Annotated in this window: 12 protein-coding genes; 6 read left to right on the top strand and 6 right to left on the bottom strand. The window is 68.6% G+C overall.

The window, feature by feature from the left end; translation table 11 throughout:
* Positions 1-3 precede the first annotated feature (3 nt).
* A complete protein-coding gene (locus AB0M63_RS39255; protein WP_355913897.1) occupies positions 4-2730 on the top strand; it encodes a SpoIIE family protein phosphatase in 2727 nt (908 codons plus the stop codon).
* Positions 2731-2770: 40 nt separating this feature from the next.
* On the opposite strand, the gene AB0M63_RS39250 is transcribed toward AB0M63_RS39255, so the two are convergent.
* Together AB0M63_RS39250 and AB0M63_RS39245 are read right to left on the bottom strand one after the other, a co-directional pair.
* On the bottom strand, positions 2771-4258 hold the full coding sequence (locus AB0M63_RS39250) for an esterase (protein WP_366022729.1): 1488 nt from the start codon (positions 4256-4258) through the stop codon (positions 2771-2773).
* Between the two features lie 126 nt (positions 4259-4384).
* Positions 4385-6220 carry a glycoside hydrolase family 15 protein gene (locus AB0M63_RS39245; protein WP_355913902.1) on the bottom strand — a complete coding sequence of 612 codons (1836 nt, stop codon included), beginning with the start codon at positions 6218-6220 and terminating at the stop codon, positions 4385-4387.
* Positions 6221-6372: 152 nt separating this feature from the next.
* On the opposite strand from AB0M63_RS39245, the gene AB0M63_RS39240 reads away from it, so the two are divergent.
* Positions 6373-6579, top strand: coding sequence for a hypothetical protein (locus tag AB0M63_RS39240; RefSeq protein ID WP_366022728.1), 207 nt, complete (start codon positions 6373-6375; stop codon positions 6577-6579).
* Between the two features lie 15 nt (positions 6580-6594).
* Here the strand turns inward: AB0M63_RS39240 and AB0M63_RS39235 are convergent, their stop codons facing one another.
* On the bottom strand, positions 6595-8070 hold the full coding sequence (locus AB0M63_RS39235) for an SAV_2336 N-terminal domain-related protein (RefSeq protein WP_366022868.1): 1476 nt from the start codon (positions 8068-8070) through the stop codon (positions 6595-6597).
* Positions 8071-8072: 2 nt separating this feature from the next.
* On the bottom strand, positions 8073-9455 hold the full coding sequence (locus tag AB0M63_RS39230) for a hypothetical protein (RefSeq protein WP_366022727.1): 1383 nt from the start codon (positions 9453-9455) through the stop codon (positions 8073-8075).
* A gap of 214 nt (positions 9456-9669) precedes the next feature.
* On the opposite strand from AB0M63_RS39230, the gene AB0M63_RS39225 reads away from it, so the two are divergent.
* On the top strand, positions 9670-10095 hold the full coding sequence (locus AB0M63_RS39225; protein ID WP_366022726.1) for a hypothetical protein: 426 nt from the start codon (positions 9670-9672) through the stop codon (positions 10093-10095).
* A 10-nt stretch (positions 10096-10105) separates the two neighbouring features.
* Here AB0M63_RS39225 and AB0M63_RS39220 read toward each other — a convergent pair whose 3' ends face one another.
* Complete coding sequence (locus AB0M63_RS39220; protein WP_366022725.1) at positions 10106-15160, bottom strand: hypothetical protein; 5055 nt, start codon at positions 15158-15160, stop codon at positions 10106-10108.
* 304 nt (positions 15161-15464) lie between these two features.
* On the opposite strand from AB0M63_RS39220, the gene sthA reads away from it, so the two are divergent.
* The 3 genes from sthA to AB0M63_RS39205 all read left to right on the top strand — a co-directional run bounded on the left by sthA (position 15465) and on the right by AB0M63_RS39205 (position 19536).
* The gene (gene sthA / locus AB0M63_RS39215; RefSeq protein WP_355913908.1) at positions 15465-16868 is read left to right on the top strand and encodes a Si-specific NAD(P)(+) transhydrogenase; all 1404 of its coding nucleotides are present in this window, start codon (positions 15465-15467) and stop codon (positions 16866-16868) included.
* A 224-nt stretch (positions 16869-17092) separates the two neighbouring features.
* Positions 17093-18565, top strand: a complete 1473-nt coding sequence (locus AB0M63_RS39210; protein ID WP_366022724.1) for an APC family permease — start codon at positions 17093-17095, stop codon at positions 18563-18565.
* Positions 18566-18576: 11 nt separating this feature from the next.
* Positions 18577-19536 carry a hypothetical protein gene (locus tag AB0M63_RS39205; RefSeq protein ID WP_355913914.1) on the top strand — a complete coding sequence of 320 codons (960 nt, stop codon included), beginning with the start codon at positions 18577-18579 and terminating at the stop codon, positions 19534-19536.
* A 17-nt stretch (positions 19537-19553) separates the two neighbouring features.
* Here the strand turns inward: AB0M63_RS39205 and AB0M63_RS39200 are convergent, their stop codons facing one another.
* Positions 19554-20717, bottom strand: a complete 1164-nt coding sequence (locus AB0M63_RS39200; protein ID WP_366022723.1) for a HoxN/HupN/NixA family nickel/cobalt transporter — start codon at positions 20715-20717, stop codon at positions 19554-19556.
* Between the last annotated feature and the right edge of the window lie 130 nt (positions 20718-20847).

Raw genomic sequence — 20847 nt, 5'->3', positions numbered from 1 at the left:
CACATGGTCCGCCTGACGGGTCGGCCCCGGGCCCGGTCGACCCACCGCCCCGACACTCTGCGTGCACAGCGCCCGTACGACCGTGCCCGCCGGGCGCGCGAGCACCGGCACCGGCGGGCCGGTCTCGGCGGCCGTAGCGTCGCCGGGCAGGTGTTCGTGCTGCAGGTGGTGATCGTGCTGCTGCTGGTCGTATCGGCCGTGGTGGCACAGGTCCTTCAGGTGCGGCACGACAGCACGCAGGAGGCCCGCAACCGGTCGGTGGCCGTCGCCGAGACCTTCGCCAACGCGCCGGGCACGGTCGCCGCGCTGCGCAGCCCCGACCCCACGGCGATCCTCCAGCCGAGCGCCGAGGCCGCGCGCAAGACGTCCAAGGTCGACTTCATCGTCGTGATGAACACCGACGGGATCCGCTACACCCACCCCAAGCCGGACCGCATCGGCAAGAAGTTCGTCGGGGACATCGCCCCCGCGCTGGCCGGGCACGTCGTCACCGAGGAGATCACCGGCACCATCGGGCCGCTGGTGCAGGCCGTGGTGCCGGTCCGCGGTGCGGGCGGCAAGGTCGTGGGCCTGGTCTCGGCCGGGGTGACGAAGGCGAACGTCGGCGGCACCGCCGACCAGCAGCTCCCGATCCTGCTGATCGCGGCCGGCGTGGCCCTCGCCCTGGCCACCGGCGGCACCGCGCTGGTCAGCAGACGCCTCCAGCACCAGACCCATGGCCTGGGCCCGCACGAGATGACCCGGATGTACGAGCACCATGACGCGGTGCTGCACGCCGTCCGGGAGGGCGTGATCATCGTCAGCGGCGAGGGCCGGCTGCTGCTCGCCAACGACGAGGCGCGGCAACTGCTCGACCTGCCCGAGAACGCCGAGGGACGGCTGATCCTCGACCTCGGGCTCGACAGCGAGATGACCGCCCTGCTGGCCTCCGCGCGGGTCGCGACGGACGAGGTGCACCGGGTCGGCGGCCGGCTCCTCGCCGTCAACCAGCGCCCCACCGACCTGGAGGGCGGCCCGCCCGGCAGCGTCACCACGCTGCGCGACTCCACGGAACTGCGCGCCCTCTCCGGCCGCGCCGAGGTCGCCCGCGAGCGCCTCAACATGCTCTACGACGCCGGAGTGGGCATCGGCACCAGCCTGGACGTCACCCGCACCGCCGAGGAACTCGCCGAGCTGGCCGTCCCCCGCTTCGCGGACTTCGTCACCGTCGACCTCTACGACGCCGTGCTCAGCGGCGAGGAGCCGCAGCCCGGGACCGAGCTGCGCCGCACCGCGTACAGCGGGGTCCGGGACGACGCCCCGCTCTACCCGGTGGGCAAGCAGATCCAGTTCGTGGCGTCCGCCCCGCAGGCCCGCAGTCTCGACACCGGTGAGGCGGTCGTCGAACCCCGGCTGGAGGAGGCCCCGGGCTGGCTCACGCAGGACCCGGAGCGGACCGCGCAGGTCGTCGAGTACGGCATCCACTCGCTGATCACCGTGCCGCTGCGGGCCGGCGCGCTGATCCTCGGCGTGGTCAACTTCTGGCGCTCCGACAAGCCCGAGCCCTTCGACTCGGACGAGCTGGCGCTCGCCGAGGAACTCGTCGCCCGCGCCGCGGTGTCCATCGACAACGCCCGCCGCTACACCCGTGAGCACGGCATGGCGGTGACCCTCCAGCGCAGTCTGCTGCCCCGCCGGCTGCCCGAGCAGACCGCGCTCGACGTCGCCTACCGCTATCTGCCGGCGAAGGCCGGGGTCGGCGGCGACTGGTTCGACGTCCTGCCGTTGTCCGGCGCCCGGGTCGCGCTGGTCGTGGGGGACGTGGTGGGACACGGTCTGCACGCGGCGGCCACCATGGGACGGCTGCGCACCGCGGTCCACAACTTCTCCGCGCTGGACCTGCCGCCGGACGAACTCCTCGGTCTGCTCGACGAGTTGGTCGGCCGGATCGACCAGGACGAGACGACCGAGGACAGCGGCGCACCGGTCACCGGCGCGACCTGCCTGTACGCCATCTACGACCCGGTGACCCTGCGCTGCACCGTCGCCCGCGCCGGCCATCCGCCCCCGGCGCTGATCCGCCCGGACGGCACCGTCGAGTTCCCCGACGTCCCCGCCGGACCCCCGCTCGGCCTCGGCGGACTCCCTTTCGAGACGGCCGAGTTGGAGCTGACGGAGGGCAGCCGGCTGGTCCTGTACACGGATGGGCTGGTCGAGGACCGGGAACGGGACATCGACGTGGGCCTGGAGATTCTGCGCACGGCCCTCACCCGGGCCGGCGACTCTCCCGAGGACACCTGCCGGGCCGTCCTCGACTCGGAGTTGTCGGTGCGGCCGAGCGACGACATCGCCCTGATCGTCGCCCGCACCCGCGCACTCGGCGCCGACCGGATCGCCGAGTGGCGGGTACCGTCCGACCCCGCCGCCGTTGCCGAGATGCGCGCCTCGGTCACCCGCCAACTGACCCACTGGGGCCTGGACGAGCTGACGTTCACCACCGAACTCATCCTCAGCGAACTGGTCACCAACGCCATCCGCTACGGCAACGACCCCGTCCGCGTACGCCTGTTGCACGACCGCACCCTGATCTGCGAGGTCTACGACGGCAGCACCACCTCACCCCATCTGCGCTACGCGGCGATGACGGACGAGGGCGGCCGGGGCCTGTTCCTGGTGGCCCAACTCTCCGAACGCTGGGGCACCAGGTACACACCGGCGGGCAAGGTGATCTGGGCCGAGCAGGGGCTGTGACGGCGGGAACGGGCCCGGACCGTCACCTCCCCGCTCTTCCTTACTCGTCGATCGCCGCCCCGAACGCCGCTCCCTTCGCCGCGCCGCCAAGGTCCGCCGCGCCGTACAGCGAAGAGCCCTCGGCGAGCAGGCCGCCCGGGCCGGCCGGGAGCAACCACACATATCCGTCACCGGAGTTCTCGCCGGGCGCGGAGGCGACCAGTTCGCTACGGCCGTCGGCGTCGGTGTCCGCCAGGCGGACCTGGGTGCCCCAGGCGTCGTCCTGTTCGGCGGTGCCGGGGACGCCCGCGGTGTTCTGGTCGAAGGACTGGGCGCCGGTCGCGGTCACACCGTCGCGCGAGCCGCGCAACAGCCAGACGGCGCCCGCGTCCTGGACGGTGCCGATGTCCTCGCCGGGCGCGCCGACGGCCACGTCCGCGTAGCCGTCGCCGTCGACGTCACCGACGGAGAGGTCGTTGCCCCAGGCGTCGCCGTGCTCCGAAGTGCCGGGCACGCCCGGGGAGTTCTGCGACCACCAGTCCGCGGGTCCGGCGGTGCCTTCCGAACTGCCGTAGTAGACACCGATCTTGCCGCCGTCGTCGCCCTCCGCCTTGTCGTCGACGCTGCTGAGCTGGCCGAGGACCAGGTCGTCGTAGCCGTCGCCGTTGATGTCGCCGGAGGCGATGCCGAGGCCGCCGTTCAGGTCCTGACGGTACGTCAGAGAGGTCTCGCCGCCCGCGTAGAGGGCCGACCAGCCCTGCTGGTAGTCGTCGTCGGGGCTGTAGCCGGAGATGACCAGGTCGGCGTAGCCGTTGCGGTCGTAGTCGCCGGTGGTGAGGTAGGCGGGCTGGAGGCGGTGGCCGCCGGGGTGGGTGGTGGTGTTCAGGGCGCCCATCGAGTGCAGGATGCCGGTGTGGTAGGTGAAGACCTGCGCGCCGTCGTTGTCGAGTACGGCCATCTCGTCGGTGTCGGTCGCGCCGGTGAAGCGGGCCGCTGCCACGGACTGCCCGAAGCGGGCGCCCGCCGTGGGGGTGGCGGAGGTGAAGGAGTCGTTCGTCTCGGCTCCGAGGCCCGCCTTGGAGCCGTACAGCACGGTGACGCGGCCCGCGTCCTCGACGCTGCCCTCGTCCTCGCCGGGCGCGCCGATGATCGCGTCGTCGTAGCCGTCGCCGTCCACGTCGCCGGTGGCGATGGCCTGGCCGAAGGAGTCGTAGGTCTCCGAGGTGCCGGGGACGCCGGGCGTGGACTGGCTGATGACGGCCGTACGGCCCTTGGGGACGGTGTTGTTGGTGGCGATGCCGTTCGGGGCACCGTACTGCACGGTGACGTATCCGGCGCCCTCCTTGCCGTCGACGGTGCCCGAGGGGGCGCCGATCAGGACGTCGTCGTAGCCGTCCCCGTTGAAGTCGCTGTTGCGGTCGACGGCGCTGGTGCCGCCGGGGACGCCCGCGTAGCTGGCCGGTGCGGCGACGATGCCGGCACCGGCCAGGAGCAGGAAGGTCGCGGACGCGACGGCGGCGGAGACCTTCTTGCGTGACACGTTCGTCATGGTGTGTTCCCCCGTGAGTCAAATTTGTTGCGGTCAGGGGGTTCGACACGAGACGTGCGGCGGGAGTTGTGGCGTCGCGGAGTGCTGTGACGCCACAGTGACGTTTGTTGCGCGACCCGGACGCGGTCAGCCCAGCGCCCGGTCCAGGTTGAACGCGGCGCTGATCAGGGAGAGATGGGTGAACGCCTGCGGGAAGTTGCCCTGTTGCTCGCCGGTGCGGCCGATCTCCTCGGCGTACAGGCCGAGATGGTTGGCGTAGGTGAGCATCTTCTCGAAGGCGAGGCGGGCCTCGTCGACGCGGCCCGCGCGGACCATGGCCTCGACGTACCAGAAGGAGCAGATCGAGAACGTGCCCTCGTCGCCGCGCAGTCCGTCGGGGCTGGCCTGCGGGTTGTAGCGGTAGACGAGCGAGTCGGAGACCAGTTCCTCGGTCAACGCGTCCAGTGTGGACAGCCACTTGGGGTCGGTGGGTGCGATGAACTTCGCCAGCGGCATCATCAGCACGGCGGCGTCGAGGACTTCACTGCCCTCGTGCTGGACGAAGGCCTGGCGGGTCTCGGACCAGCCGCGGTCCATGATGCGGCGGTAGATGGTGTCGCGGGAGCGGCCCCAGCGCGGCAGGTTGGCGGGCAGCCCGCGTCGGCCGGCGAGGCGGATCGCGCGTTCGATCGCCACCCAGCACATCAGCCGCGAGTAGAGGAAGTTCTTCCGGCCGCCACGCGTCTCCCAGACCCCCTCGTCGGGCTGGTCCCAGTGCTCGCAGACCCAGTCGACCAGCGCGCACACGTCGTCCCACTGGTCGCTGGAGATGGGCTCGGCCCACTTGTCGTAGAGGTAGATGGAGTCGATCAGGGCGCCGTAGATGTCGAGTTGAAGCTGGTCGGCGGCCGCGTTGCCGACCCGGACCGGGGCGGATTTCTGGTGGCCTTCGAGGTGGTCGAGTTCGCGTTCGGTGAGTTCGGTGCGGCCGTCGATGCCGTACATGATCTGGAGCGGGCCCGACGGGTTGCCGTCGCCGGGGCTGATGTAGCGGGTCACGAACTGCATGAACGCCTTCGCCTCGCCGGTGAAGCCGAGGCGCAGCAGCGCGTAGACGCAGAAGGCGGCGTCGCGGATCCAGACGTAGCGGTAGTCCCAGTTGCGCTCGCCGCCGAGCTGTTCGGGGAGGCTGGTGGTGGGGGCGGCGACGATCGCGCCGGTGGGCGCGTAGGTCAGCAGCTTCAGGGTGAGGGCCGAGCGGTGGACCATCTCGCGCCAGCGGCCCCGGTAGCGGGACTGGGACAGCCAGCGCCGCCAGTAGGCGACCGTGCCGGCGAACTCGTCCTCGGCCTCCTGGCGTGCGCAGGGACGGGGGCTCACCTCGCCGTCGACCTGGTCGAGGGCGAACACCTCGGACTCGCCCTCGTCGAGCTTGAAGTCGGCCCACACATCGACGCCGTCGCACTCCAGGGGCACGGTGGCGGTCAGCGCGAGGGATTTCTCGGCGGACTCGAAGAGAGCCACGTCACCGATCATCCGCGCGGTGTGCGGGCTGGCGCCGTAGTCGAACCTCGGGGCGACACGGGTCCGGAACGGGACCGTGCCGCGCACGCACAGCACACGGCGGATCAGCCGGTGCCGGGCGGACTCGTCCGACTCGCTGGTCACCGGCATGAAGTCCTGGACCTCGCCGACGCCGTCCTCGGTGAAGAACCGGGTGATCAGGACGTTGGTGTCGGGGAAGTAGAACTGTTTGGTGCGCGCCGGGACGGCGGCGGCCAGCTCGAAGGAGCCACCGCGCTCCGCGTCCAGGATCGCGGCGAAGACGCTCGGGGCGTCGAAGGACGGGCAGCAGTACCAGTCGATCGTGCCGTTGGTGCCCACCAGCGCCACGCTCCGCAGATCGCCGATCAGTCCGTGCTCGGCGATGGGCAGATATTCGGGGCCGGTGGGGGTGTCCTGGTGGGGCGGTGTCTCGACCATCGCGGCAGCCTCCCTGGTTCGGGCCCGCGCGGGCCGGTTCCAGCTTAGGTTCACGTTCTCGTTCGGCCACTCTTCCGGATGCACACTGGAGTCGGGCGGGGAATCGTGGGAGTGGGACCCACGGCACTTTCCGGCCGCCCGGAGGAGGCACCATGTCGACAGCACAACCCGCCGACGGCGCAGACGGCACCGAGCGCGCCACGCCGGACGCCCTGCTGCACGCCCGTACCGGTACCGAGGTGGCCCCGGAGGACGTGGTCCTGGCGACCGGCCGGGACGTCACGCCGAAGAGCCTGGAGTGGGCCCGGCGGAAGATCGAGGCGGAGGGTCCGGCCGCGCTGGACAAACTGCTCCCCTAGGTTGTGTCCGGCGGATCACATGGCTACTGGCTCGGTGGCGTGCATGGCGTCGAGTTGGATCTGAAGCGCCTGGGCCGTGTCCCGGTGTTCCGACGAATCCCCGGACAGCGCGGTGAGCAAGGCCAGTTCCACCCGTGAGTAGCGGTGGTTGCCCGGAGTGGGATGGGGGGTACTGGCGGGGTCGGGCGTCCGCATGCGCTTGGCGATACCGCGCACGGCCGGAACGTGCGGGCCGAGGTAGGAGTCGAGGAGCGCCGCGACTTTGCGGGTCTTGCGGGTCTCACCGAGCGAGAGAAGCCTCTGCCGGACGCCCGGCAGGAAGTCGAATGTGACCGCATCGAAGGGATCGTCGTGTTCCTGGATACCGTCGATGGTGGTGACCAGGCCGCTGGTGAGGATGGCGGCAAGGTCGCCCGAGTCCGCCTCGGGCAGCAGTTCGACGGCGATCAGCTGCATGACATGCCTATTGAGGGGTGCGGCGGCCAGGAGGACGGCCAGGGCGAACGAGTTCTCCGAGGCGGCTGTCTGGAAGTCGGCGATGCGCCGGTCCGGATCGGTGTCGAGGTCTCCGGCACTGGAGGAGGCGGGGGCATAGGCCTCGTCGGCATCGTCCGCCGGGATCTCCAGCACCTGTTGGTGGACAGGAAGGCGTTGGGACATCAGCAGACGCGCCCACTGGTCCAGCCAGCGTTTGCGTATCTCAAGCACCGGGATGTAGAGGCTGGCGTTCTGCTCGGGCCTGAGTTCGTCGGAGAGGGACGGCGTGTGGGACGGTTCCGCGAGCAAGGCCTGGTTCGCGCATCCGGGGTGATCGGTACGCAGTTGCAGGGGGCGGGTACGGATCCCGGACAGGTGCCAGTTGTAGTGGGGCAAAACGTTGAGTATGGCCACGGTGTGGCTGCTCGCCCAGGTGCGCAGGTCCGGCCAGAGCAGTCGCCGCTTCCAGGCGGCGCCGACACCGTCGGTCAGAATGAGCACCATCTTGCGTGTGCCGGGGGCGCTGCGCCCGAGACCGATGGCGTCCAGCAGATCCCGGTCGAAGAGGTCCTGAGGAGTGGTGGGTCGGTGGGTGCGCAACTTGACGACATGGGTGTCGCTGAACAGCGGCAGGTCGCGCACGGTCGCCGCGAAAGCGTTCACCGTCGGGTACCAGGCGGCCATCGAGACCCCGGTGTCGACGACCAGTACCAATTCCCATTGAGCGGCGATGGTGGCAGCAGGACTCTGCGGGCTCGGCGGACTGTCGGGAACGGTGTAGGCATCGGCAGTCTGCTCCGTGAGACCGGCGGCCTCGGGCTGGAGCCGAATGAGGGTGTGCAGAGCTGCGGCAGAAGTTTCCGCGGCAGGCGTCGGCAAGGGAGCCGGCCAGCCTTCGGGTACTTCGACAAAGACAGGCTCGTGCAGTGAGAGGCTGCGGTGGCCCGGCCGCCAGGTGGGCGGCATGGTCGGAGCCGGCGCGGCAGTGATCAACCACGTCCTGGCATCAGGCATGGTCACGAGGAGGCTACTTCGTCCGGCGCCACGAGCTGATTGAGCGTGGGAAGCAGGCGGTTGGGGTCGTCCCACATCAAAGTCAGACCGCTCACGGCATCTGTCGGCGCTTCGCCGATGCCGTAAGCCAGACGCATTCTGCCGATGCGCTGCGGTAGTTCAGCGACCGGACCGTGGCTCAGAAGGCCGTCCACCGTTTTCCGGAACGCGGTGGAGGTGCAGTCGTGCCGGTGCCACAGCACCACGGGCACGCCTGAGTTGATCGCCTCCACCAACTGGATGCGGCCCTCGTCGCAGTCGGGTGGCGCGGTCAGCACACAGGGCCGGTCCTGGCGCACATCCGCCGATCGGCCGAGGCGGTCTCCGTCGTCGCTGTCCGCCGACAGGTCCACCATGCGTTTCCAGCGCTCGCGCCAGGAGGAACGGTAGGAGTCGGTGCTCTGCTCACGGTCGAGGCTTCGGACGACGACCCGGACATCGCTTGGCATGGTCCCGGACAGACACCACTCTTCGACGGGCAGATTGATCAGGGCCAGCGGAAGCCAGAACTCGATGGTGAGCGCGCCACCCTTGTCGTGACTCCCCGACACCTCGCGCAGTCGGCCGCGAATGGCACGCTCCAGATCGGTACCCCGGACTCGGGTGTCGTTGTCACGCAAGGCCGGCGTCCGGTGCGAAACGTCCTCCTGGTGCCACACGCGGAGGGCGAAGTGGTCGTCCTCCAGACCGTCCGGCAGCAGAACCAGCATCATGCGCCGTTCTCTGGGAGCGATCACCTGAGTGGCGTCGGCCCGCGCCCGGCAGGCCAGCAGCGCCTGCGCCAGGTCATTGTTACGGGCACGGCGTTCGGTCCACTCCCGCAAGGACGCGGCGACCGGTTCCTGGACGGACGCGGCGAGGAACTCCAGAAAAGCCAGGAACGGGGGAAGCCCGTCGGGCAGCGCGTTGCGCCTGAGCAGATACAGCAGGATGCTGCGCGCGTCGGTGCAGTGGTCGGGCAGCGGCGCCGAGACAGGTTGCAGGCTCGCTTGCGCGATGGCCCGGACCTCATGCTCGATGGTGACCTGGTCGAGAAGCCCGTCGAGCAGCCGGAGATCCTCCTCCGCCAGCTGGTCGCGAGCGGTCCACCGGTCGGCCAACAGCCGCATGGCCAGAGCTGTGCCTCGGTCACCGTCGAGTGACGCCACAGCCTCGGCCAGCGCGTCAGTGCCCTCACTGTGCCGGGTGCACTCACTGACGATGAAAGCGAAGTGGTCCGACGAGCGGGCCGGAACCAGGCCTTTGCCGGCGAACGGCTCCTCCAGCGTCCGCACCAGGTAGCGCACCAGGTCCTGGCGGCTTGAGGCGGTGGCGAAGTACGGCGAACGCCTGAGGACGTCGACCATGCCCTGAAGCACCGAACTGGCGGCAAGCGCGGCCAACGGTCCGCTTGAGCTAGTTACTCCCATGACGGCGCTCCCCCGTGTTGCGTCCCTGAAATGACTGTCCATCTCCACGCCGGGTTAGGCCAGACAGATTTCTCGCTGAACTTCGCCCTCTGATAGAGGGATACGTCTGATAACGCCAGCTTGCCTCACCACGAAACGTAACAATGGACTCGTGGGGGACATGAGCCTGTGGGCAGCCTGGGCGGCGGCGGTGACCAGTATGGCCACTCTGGTCGTGACCACGGTGGTCGGCGGACGGCGTGAGCGTAGGAAATGGACTCGTGACGCGCTGACTGACGCGTTCGTCGCGTTCCTGGAAGCCAGTTGGGCCCACTCCGACACGGTCAAGGCGTTGGCGGAAGAGCAGGTGGACCACACCGCGGCAACTCGGGAGCAATACACAGAGATGCGCAGTCAGCTCACGCGACTGCGCCTGCTGGCCTCGGCACAGGTCCTCCAGGCGGGTGAGGAACTGCTGCGCTGTCAACGCGCCGTGCAGGACGCCGCGCCCGGCCTCGAACGGCAGCAGGCGCTGGCGGAGGCGGCACACGGTCGACGGCAGGTCGTGCGGGCGGCAAAGCGGGAGATGGGGCTGTGAATCTTCGCGATCAGAGCACATAACGTCCCAGCCTGTCCTCGATGCCGTCACGGATGTCCGTCAGTACGGCCTGCGCGGCGGCGGTGTAGCTGCCACTGCGCAGCTTGCGGGAAATGGAGTGGGCGATCCGGGCGAAATACTGGTCGCTCCGGCTCTCGCGTGGACCGGGGAGCCACTGGCCGATCAGGTTGCGTGCCGCTGACAGAAGAATGGGATCCGCGCCCTCCAGCGAGGCGAGCAACTCGTCCCAATGCCCCCAATACCCCAGGCCGATCAGCCTGGCCCGCTCCATGCTGGGGTGCATGGAGGGCGTGTCCCGGGCCATACCGCGCAGCAGCGCTTCCGCCTCCTCCGCGTCCAGCGCGAGGGAGTCCTCCATCAGGGCCAGCCGCCCGAGGTATCCGACGGCGGTGACCGCGTGCGCGGCCAAAGTGACCTCGACCAGTCCATGCTGCCCGTGCGAGTGGGTGATGACCACGTTGATGTTGTGCTCGCTCTCCGCAACCTGACAAGCGAACGGCAGGGCCTGATGCAGTCCTGCGCTGGCCGCCATCAGAACGAACTGGTGGGCGGAGACTCCGTCCGGGCTCGTCGGTCGCAGCTTCATTAGATCGCGCTGCTCCTGGGGCGTAAGAGCGACGGGCTGCACCCACGGTGCGTCGAGCAGAACGTCGGCGCTCCCGAGGAGCGCGATGCGCGCATGATCGTCAAACTCCTGTTCCCGCATGAAGAAGCGCATCTCCGCTCGTGGAGGGAGCGCCCGCCGCCAGGTCATCGCCCACGGCCAGTGGAGTGCCTCCTGTTCGAGCCCCTGTTTGGCCATCGCGTCCTGCACCCGCAGGGCCAACCGCAGCCCCGTGCCCTGGTCGAGGGCGATGGCAGCGGTGACGAAACTCGCCACGGCGTCCGCGAAGTCCGACGTGAGGGAGTCGAGGAACGGCTCAAGCAACTCGTCCAGAGCTGAGTGTTCACCCGGTGGAAGGCACGAGACGGCCGCGGAAGCGAGGGAAAGGCGGGCGGGAGTGGGGCGCTGGAGAATCTCCCGCAGGTCGGCGATGTTCAAGCGCAGCCCCTCGGCCAGGATGTGATGGCCGGCGATGACTGACAGCTGCTCGTTGTCCCGGGTGAGCAAGGCTCGCCAGCGCTCCGGGCCCGGCCGCGAACCAGGCTCGTGATCGTCCAGCACGGCGTCGGCCAACACGTTCGTCGGGGACTGCGACTGCTGGGCCCCGGCCGCCGTACGCAGCAGGTCGCGCCACCGGGGGTGCTCCGCGAGTCCGATCCGGAAGCGATAGCCCAGGAGTGTCTCGATACTCCCCTCGGCCGCCAGCAGTTCGAGCAGCGCCATCCGCTCGTCGTTGAGCGCCGAAGCAGTGTCGGTGCGCGCGGTCGACCGCAGCAGTGCGTCAACCTGCTTCAGCCTCCCCGAACACGCTTCCGCGTAGGTACGGCGCAGTGGCCGAGTCGGCTCGACGCCCAGGTGCCGGAGCGTCTCCCAGGCCTGTGACACCACCGCCCATCCCGTACCGGGGACCAGCTTCGACAGAACATGTGCGGCAAGGCCGTTCAGACTCGCGACCTGGACGCAGCGCAACGAGCGCGCCACGACCCGCTCGTCGACACACACCCCGGCAGGTGGGTCGAGGAGCCGGGTCAGCACCGCTTGCAGGCGCGCGGTGGCGCCGGGCACGAACCACTGATGCATCATCACCAGGCCGTCCAGCGCCGCCTCTACGGCCTCCGGCACACCGTCGTGCTGGAGTGACGCACTCTCCAGAGCGTCCAGCGCGGACTGAGAGCCGTACCTCGCCAGCGCGTACGCGGAGCGCCGCCAGGCCGGCAGACCACTGTTCGCGGACTGAAGTACGGAACTCTGGTGCCGGAGGAACTCCTCGCGAGTTCCGGCCACCGCGTCCTCGGGCGCGGCCTGCAACAGCATGGCCCCGTACAGGGAATTGGCGGCCACTCCCTTCTTCACGACAGCGGCCACGACCTCGTGCGCGGTGCCTGGTTCCGCGACCAGCATTTGAGCGGCATCGCGCCAGGAATGCTTCAGAATCCGCGACGTGACCTCGTCCACTTCGTCCGCCGGATACTGCTGCAACACGGATGCGGCGCAGTAGGCCTGTACCAGCGGATTGCAGAACGTAATGCGCGACGACTCCTCATGGATCACACTGGTCGTCAGCAGAGAGGCCAGCGTCCCCTCCGCATCGCCGGTCCCGTGGTCCGTGATCACACGCAGGGCTTCCTGTCGACTCAGCGCCCCCGAATCTCCGAGGCAGGCGACGAGTTCACGAAGGAGCCGCAGTTTCCGTTCCACCTCGCTGGCATGATTGCTCGACTCAAGCTGCCGCAGCAGGTACTTGCGAGCCAGCACACCCGGGTTCGCCGGTATGTCTCCCGTCTCGGCGAAGTGTTTGACCAACATCCACAGGAATTGCGGTTTTCCCGCGAGGTCGCGCAGAGCCGCCGTGTCCGGGTCGACAAAGAGTCGTTCCTGAAGCTGTTCGAGCTTCTTCTGCCAGTCCTGAGGCGCGAGTACCCGCAGCACCTCCGCGAGAAAACGACGCGCGGGCCGCTCCCGCACCTTGTGCAGCGCCACAGCAGGCCAACCCAACGTCCCCGGATCGTAGTTGTGGGCACGCTGGCACAGCACAATACGTACGCGCGGCGCCTCGATCCGTAAGTCCCTGAGCCAGTCCAGCACTTCCCCACGCCACCGCGGATCGACCTTGTGCAGTGCGTCCACCGTCAGATGTACGAGGCCGAGGGCCATCAGTCGGCTCAACCGCTCTTCGGACAGCGGCTCCGGCAGCCCCGAGACCTCCCGCAGGACAGCCGCGGCCGACGACCGCCTGGACAGCCTCTGGCTCAGCTGCGGAGCACTCACTATCAGAGGCAGCCGAGCGCAGGCCGTGGCACCGCCGACCAGCCGGTCGAAGTCCGCCTCGCCCGAAGCCAGCAGGCGCTTACGCAACTGTCGCGCCACCACTGTCGTACCGGAACCCGACTCGCCCAGCAGGACGACGGCTTCCTGTGCGGCGAGCAATTCGAGACTGTCACGCGACGCGAGGGACAGAGCGCCCTGCCCTTGCTGCACGAACGGCTCACCCGGGCCCAGCGCGTGACCTTCGAGGGGAATGTAGACGAACCCGCCGCCCGCTCTGCCCTCGCAGTCGGGATCCCGGCATTCCGCGTCCTGGCAGCACCGATCCAACGCATCGACGGCTTCGCTGAGCGGTCCGGCCGCCAAGCAGCCGGCGGCCGCCTGACGCCACGCGGTGATCTGCTCCTGATTACCCGCCTTCTCGGCGGCCAGGACCGCCGCGCACAGCAGATCGCCGCTGGGCCAGTCCGCGCCGCTGCCGTGAGCCAGCAGCACCTCGCAGGCTGCCGCCGTCTCCTCCTCGCCCCACCGTACGAACAGGTCGCCGCAGCGCGGTGACAGGTTCTCGCACGCGACGCCGGCGGCGGCAGCCGCAGCGATCACACGGGGGAAGTCCTCTGCGTCGGCCTTCCACTTGAATGTCCTGCACGCCGCCAGCATGAGGTGCTGGAAGTAGTGCACCGGGAAGGCCGCCTGGTTCTCGGGTGGTACACACTGCCAGATACCACGCCGCACCGCCCACAACAGGCTCAGACATCGGCTGAGTTCAGGGGCTGAGTCCCGGTGCCGGCCCGCGAGGTCCTGCTCGGCGCGGTCGGCAGCGGCCGAGCCCCACAGCGGAAGTACCAGGGTGAGCAGGCCCAGATACCGCTGGAGCAGCACAAGGTCCTGCCATCGCAGCCGACCGGCCACGCAGTCACGCAAGACGCAGACTTCCATCCAGGCAGTGTCGGAGAGGGTATAGGCGTCCTTCCGGAACGACGCGAAGTCGATCAGGTACGGATTCGATCCGCAGAACAGGATGTTGCGTGGATTGAGGTCTCCGTGGACGGCGGAATGGGTGCGGGCGGCCGACGCGCTCTCCAGCGTGTCGTACAGGGATTTCATCGGGTGGTCCGCGGCAACGCCCTGGTACTCGAGACGATCATGCACCTCGCGGAAGCCGGGGCCGTCGGCGAACGCGGTTCCCAGCAGTTCCGACCACTCCTGCGAGCGCACCGACGTCACCCGCCCGAACACGTCGAGCGCCGAACCGGATCTGATCTCGCGGGACGGTCTGCCGCCCACGACCGCTGTACCCGTGAGTGCCACCCGCACCCTGGTGGACTTGAACCGTCCCGAGACGGTTGTGCCCTCCACTTCGACCTCGTCCAGCCGCAAGCGGGTACGGCCGCCTACCGCCAGAGAGCGGGCCGCGCCCGGAGGAGAGGTCGAAGCACGCAGTACACGCCCGGATTTGAGCACATCACTGCGCATGTCCTCCTCGTCGGGGTTGCCGTCGACCAACGGCACAAGCCCGTTGATCTGCTCGCCGATCTCATCCACACTCAGCGACAGGTCGCATCCCAACCGCCCGTTCTCACCCGCCAGATCGCCGTCCTTTGAGACCTTGTCGCGGTAGAGCTTGCGCGCGAGCGTCTCCATGAGCCCCGTGACGACGGAGATGGCCTCTTCGAAGCGATGCGAGTCCTGAAGGGCGCTCGTCCACACATCCTCCAGCGACCGCACGACTCCCTGGGCGTCAGGGTCGCGGTCGCGGACATGGGAGTAGATGACGACATGGCGTTCGAAGGTGGTGGCGATCTTCGGATTCCTCACCGAGGCGCTCACCGCCACGATGGGCACGAACAGTGTGGAGTCGAGCGACGCGGCCAGTTCCCGGTAAGCGGCCCACTCGTCGACCGCGTCCCGATGCGGCATCAACTTCGCCACCTGTAAGGATGTTGCGGCCGCCCGCATCACTTCGATCTCAAGAACTTCCGAGCCGCTGCGTCCGCCGGCGAGTCTGCGCAGCACAGTGACGCTGCGGACGTTCTTCGGCCACACGCCGTCCTGCATGCAGACGGACTCGTCCTCGCCGTCCCCTACGGCGACGTCCAGGAGAGCATCCCTGATCTCGTCCTCATCGTCCGTGTTGATCCCGCAGCCGGGCGCGAACGCAACCTGCCAGCCCATGAGGCCACCCCCGATACATCAGGAAGGCGCCGCACATCCTCGCTGGCGCTCCGTGATGCCGATGTAACAGACCGGAGTGTAGCGACGCGACGGGTCCACCGAAGCCCTTGGGCGGCAGCGACCACACGTTCGGTGTACGTCCCGCCTGTAAGCGTCGCGCGCATGGTGTCTGCCGCGGCTCGTGCGGCACAGCCTCGTCCGGGTAGGCGACTTCCTCCCTTTGCCCCCAGCCCAGTCGTCTTGTGGGCATCCGGTTACCGGTTCGCCCTTTCGGAGGAGGTGCTCCGGCTGACAGACTCCGGTGGTGCCCGACTTCGACATGCTTGTGATCGGTTCAGGACCGGGTGGCCAGAAGGCCGCCATCGCCGCGGCCAAGCTCGGCCGCCGGGTCGCCGTCGTCGACCGCCCCGACATGGTCGGCGGGGTCTCCATCCACACCGGGACCATCCCCTCCAAGACGCTGCGCGAGGCGGTGCTCTATCTCACCGGCCTCACCCAGCGGGATCTGTACGGGCAGAGTTATCGCCTGAAGGACGACATCACCGTCGGCGACCTCACCGCGCGGACCCAGCATGTGGTCAGCCGTGAAGTCGACGTCATCCGCAGCCAGTTGTCGCGCAACCAGGTCTCCCTGTTCGCCGGCACGGGCCGCTTCGTCGACCCGCACACCGTGGCCCTGACCGAAATCACCGGCCACGAACGGCTGTTGACGGCGGAGAACATCATCATCGCCACCGGTACACGTCCGGCCCGGCCGGACACCGTCGAGTTCGACGGTCAGACCATCATGGACTCGGACAACGTGCTGGACCTGCCGAAGGTCCCGCGGTCCATGGTCATCGTCGGCGCGGGTGTCATAGGCATGGAGTACGCCTCCATGTTCGCCGCGCTCGGCAGCAAGATCACCGTCGTGGAGAAGCGGGCCGGCATGCTCGACTTCTGCGACCTGGAGGTCATCGAGTCGCTCAAGTACCACCTGCGGGACCTCGCCGTGACCTTCCGCTTCGGGGAGACCGTGGCCGCCGTCGAGCGGCACACCAACGGCACGCTGACCGTCCTGGAGAGCGGCAAGAAGATACCGGCCGACGCGGTGATGTACTCCGCCGGCCGGCAGGGGCTGACCGACGAACTCGACCTGGACAAGGCCGGGTTGTCCGCCGACCGGCGCGGCCGGATCGATGTCGACGAGAACTTCCGTACCGCGGTGCCGCACATCTACGCGGTCGGTGACGTGATCGGCTTCCCGGCCCTCGCGGCGACCTCGATGGAACAGGGCCGCACGGCCGCGTACCACGCCTGCGGCGAGCCGGTGCACCGGATCGACGACCGGCAGCCGATCGGCATCTACACCATCCCGGAGATCAGTTTCATCGGGAAGACCGAGGACCAACTCACCGAGGAGTGCGTGCCGTTCGAGGTCGGCATCTCCCGCTACCGCGAACTCGCGCGCGGCCAGATCATCGGCGACTCGCACGGCATGCTCAAGCTGCTGGTCTCCCCCACGGACCGCACCCTGCTCGGAGTGCACTGCTTCGGCACCGGCGCGACGGAACTCATTCACATCGGCCAGTCGGTCATGGGCTGCGGTGGAACGGTCGACTATCTCGTGGACGCGGTCTTCAACTACCCGACGCTCGCGGAGTCTTACAAGGTCGCGGCCCTGGACGCGACCAACAAGCTGCGGCAGATCGACCGACTCGGCGACTGACCGTTCACAGGAGATTACTCACTGGTCAATCTTGAAAGGTCAAGAGGTACCGCTATCATCACACCCACACACGGTGTGACCGTCCGCCGACGCAGCGGTTCAACGGGTATCCACCATCCCCTTTTTGTTGACTCGACCGGCCGCTGACCCGAGGCCACCCCTCTCAGGTCCGGGGCCGATTCGATCAATCCCCCACGTCGTGCAAGACGGAAAGCAGCGCATCCATGAGCAACATCAGGGGCAGAGGGCTACAGGCCAACGCCCTCGGCACGTTCGACACCGTGGTGATGGCCGTGGCGGGCAGCGCCCCGGCGTACTCGCTGGCCGCGACCACCGCGGTCCTGGTCGGCGCGGTGGGGCTGGCCAGTCCGGCCGCCCTCCTCTACTGCGCGATACCCATGCTGGGCATCGCGCTGGCCTTCAGCTATCTCGGCCGTATCGACGTGAACGCGGGCGCCAGTTACTCCTGGGTCGGGCGCACCCTGCATCCCTTTCTGGGCTTCATCAGCGGCTGGGCCCTGGTGGTCTCCGCGACCATCTTCATGGTCGCCGGGTCACTGCCCGCCGGGTCGATGACACTGTCCCTGTTCGATCAGAGCCTCGCGGACAACACGGCGTTGTCGACGGTCGTCGGCGCCGCCTGGTTCGTGATCATGCTGCTCGTGGTCCTCGGTGGCGCCCGCCTCACGGTCCGCGCCCAACTCGTCATGTCCGGCGTGGAGTTGGGCATCCTGGCGCTGTTCGCGGTGTTCGCCGTCGTCCACTCCGACAACGCCCGCGCCTTCGACTGGTCCTGGCTGGGCTTCAGCCACTTCGACGGGGTGTCCGGCTTCGCGTCGGGCGCGCTCATCGCCGCGTTCTACTACTGGGGTTGGGACGTCACCAGCAACCTCAGCGAGGAGACCCGCAACAGCCGTCGTACGACCGGACTCGCGGGCCTGATCGGCGTCGGCATCGTCTTCCTGCTCTTCGAGGTGTTCACCATCGCGGTGAACGTCATCCTGTCCTCGCGGCAGATCGAGAGCAACGACGCGAACGTACTGGCCGTGCTCGGCGACGAGTTGTGGCCCGGCTGGGGCGGCAAGCTGCTCATCGTGTCGGTGATGCTGTCCACGATCGCCACACTGGAGACCACCCTCATCCAGGTCACGCGTTCGCTGTTCGCGATGGGCCGCGACCGTACGATGCCGGCCGCGCTGGGCAAGGTGCACCGCACCTGGAACACGCCCTGGGTGGCGATCACCGTGGTCGGCGGGGTGGCACTGGTGATGTTCATCGCCTCCAACGCGCTCGGTTCGGTGGGCGAGATCCTCTCCGACGCGATCTCGGCGATCGGTCTGCAGATCGCCGTGTACTACGGTCTGGCGGGCCTCGCGGTCGTCGTCGCGTACCGCAAGATGCTCTTCAAGTCCGCGGCGAACTTCCTCTTCGGCGGGCTGTGGCCGCTGTTCGGGGCCCTGTTCATGTTCTGGATCTTCGTCGAGTCGCTCGGCAGTCTGAGCAACGCGGCGATCGGTATCGGCATCGGCGGACTGGCCGTGGGTCTGGTCCCGATGTTCTGGTACTGGCGGCAGGGCAGCGACTACTACCGTCCCGCGCGGCTCGACGCCACCCACACCGTCGAGACGGACTACGTCCCCGACGACTTCGTGCCCGAACAGTCCCGGGTCCATCAGGGTCTCCCGACCGACTTCTGAGGGGCACCCCGATGGCGCGAGACCGCTTCACCCCCGACTTCGACCCCGACTGCGGGGACGCGCCCCTCAGTTCCGCCCGGCACGACATCGTCATCGGCCGCTGGCAGGGGCTGCGGGAGCTGCTGCGGATCACCGGCGCGCACTGGCTCAATCGGGGCCACCGGATACGGGCGCTCGCGCAGGCCTGCGCGAGCAGTTCGACAGTGGAGTCGTGGCTGGCCGCCGAGCCGCACAGCGGCGACGCGCTCACGCTGCGGGCGGCGACCGAGACGGCCCGGGCCTTCAACCTCGCCATCGCGGCGGGCCGGGGCGTGCCGATCGACCGGAACCGTATCGACGGCGCCGTCATGGCCTGCCTCCAGGCCTCGGAGTTCTACCCCGACGACCCCACGCCGTGGATCTCCCTGATCTCCGTCGCCCGCCTCTATCCGTCGGGAGTACGGCGCCAGGAACTCGCCCGCTGGTGGGACGAGTTGCACCGGCGCGACCCGTACAGCGTCGAGGGACACCTCCAGGTCCTGCACTACTACTCCTCCCGCTGGCACGGCAGCCACGGCCTCATGTACGACTTCGCCCGCGACGCCGCGGGCGTGGCTCCGCCCGGCTGCCCCCTGCCGGTGCTGGTGCAGTACGCCCGAGTCGAGGAGTACCGCTACGTCCTCGACGCCGCGAAGGGCCAACAGGCCGCGGTGGGTCTCGGCCAGCACTGGACCCACGACGGCGCGGTCAGCGACGTCCGCCGCACCTGGGAACGCTGGCTCGCCCCCCGCCAGGACACCCCCGTCCCACCCGGCGAACTCCGCGACCTCAACTACCTTGCCCACGCGTCCTGTTACGCGGGGACGAAGGACGTCTCGGCAGCCGTACTGGGCATGATGGGACGCCGGGCGACAACGACTCCGTGGTCGTACACCGGGGACGCGGAGAAGCAGATCGTGAAGTGGCGGAAGGAGGTGGGGGTGCGGTCGTGAGGTCGACGACCTGGCGGCTATTCGGCGGGCTGTTCCGCGGGCTGGGCCAGGCCTGCCGTCCACTTGGCCTCGATGCGGGCGAACTTCCACACCAGCAGGGCCACGATCCAGGTCGCGAAGAACAGGCCGACGATGATGAAGCCGATGACGTTGAGGTCGAGGCCCGCGATCCAGTCCCAGAAGAAGCCGTGGAGGTCGAGCTTCTCGGCGAACAGGCCCAGGAGTTCGACCGTGCCGATGATGAGGGCTACGGCGACGGACAGGCCGGTGATGGTGAGGTTGTAGTAGACCTTGCGGACGGGCTTGGAGAAGGCCCAGCCGTAGGCGAAGTTCATGAACGTGCCGTCGATCGTGTCGAGCAGTGACATACCGGCGGCGAACAGGACCGGCAGGCACAGGATCGCGTACCAGGGCAGCCCGGACGCGGCGCCCGAACCGGCCAGCACCAGCAACGCGATCTCGGTCGCCGTGTCGAAGCCGAGGCCGAAGAGCAGGCCCAGCGGGTACATCTGCCAGGACTTGGTGATCGACTTCATGAAGCGGCCGAGGATGCGGTTCATGAAGCCCCGGTTGTTGAGCTGTTCCTCCAGGGCCGCCTCGTCGAAGTGGCCCGAGCGCATCTGGCGGAACACCTTCCAGATGCCGGCCAGGATGACGAGGTTGATGCCGGCGATTACGTAGAGGAAGGTACCCGAGACGGTCGTACCGATCAGGCCTGTGACGTCGTGGAGTTGGGAGTTGTCGTCGCGGACCGGGCCGGCCAGCGCCTTGACGCCGAGGGAGAGCAGGAGTGTCAGGCCGAAGACGATGCTGGAGTGGCCGAGGGAGAACCAGAAGCCGACGGACAGCGGTCGCTGCCCCTCGCTCATCAGCTTCCGTGTGGTGTTGTCGATCGCCGCGATGTGGTCCGCGTCGAAGGCGTGCCGCATGCCGAGCGTGTACGCGGTCACGCCCATGCCGATACCGAAGGACTTCTCGCCGACGCTGTAGTGCCCCGGCGCCACGATCCACACCAGCGTGAACCAGCCGATCACATGCAGCCCCAGCACGAACGCGGCCATCCCGCCGACCCTGGTCCACTCCTGCCGCGTCATGGACGTGCGGACGCGGTACCAGAGCGAGGGCCGCGCAGCCGCGACCGTGGCGGGGAGGGGCGAGGTGGACTGGGGGGCGGCCGTCATCGAGGAGCGTCTTTCTGCCGGGTACGCGGTCGCGGAGTGCAACCTCGTGCCATCCTCCCGTACCTGCAACCTATTCGCAGTAACGGTCGGCAAAGACCACGGCAGGTCTTGCTCAAGGAGGAGGAAAATA

Origin of the sequence: Streptomyces sp. NPDC051576 (genome assembly GCF_040681835.1) — a bacterium.
Classification (GTDB): domain Bacteria; phylum Actinomycetota; class Actinomycetes; order Streptomycetales; family Streptomycetaceae; genus Streptomyces.
Note: the sequence above shows the minus strand (reverse complement) of the source record. Positions and strands in the feature narration are given on the sequence as shown.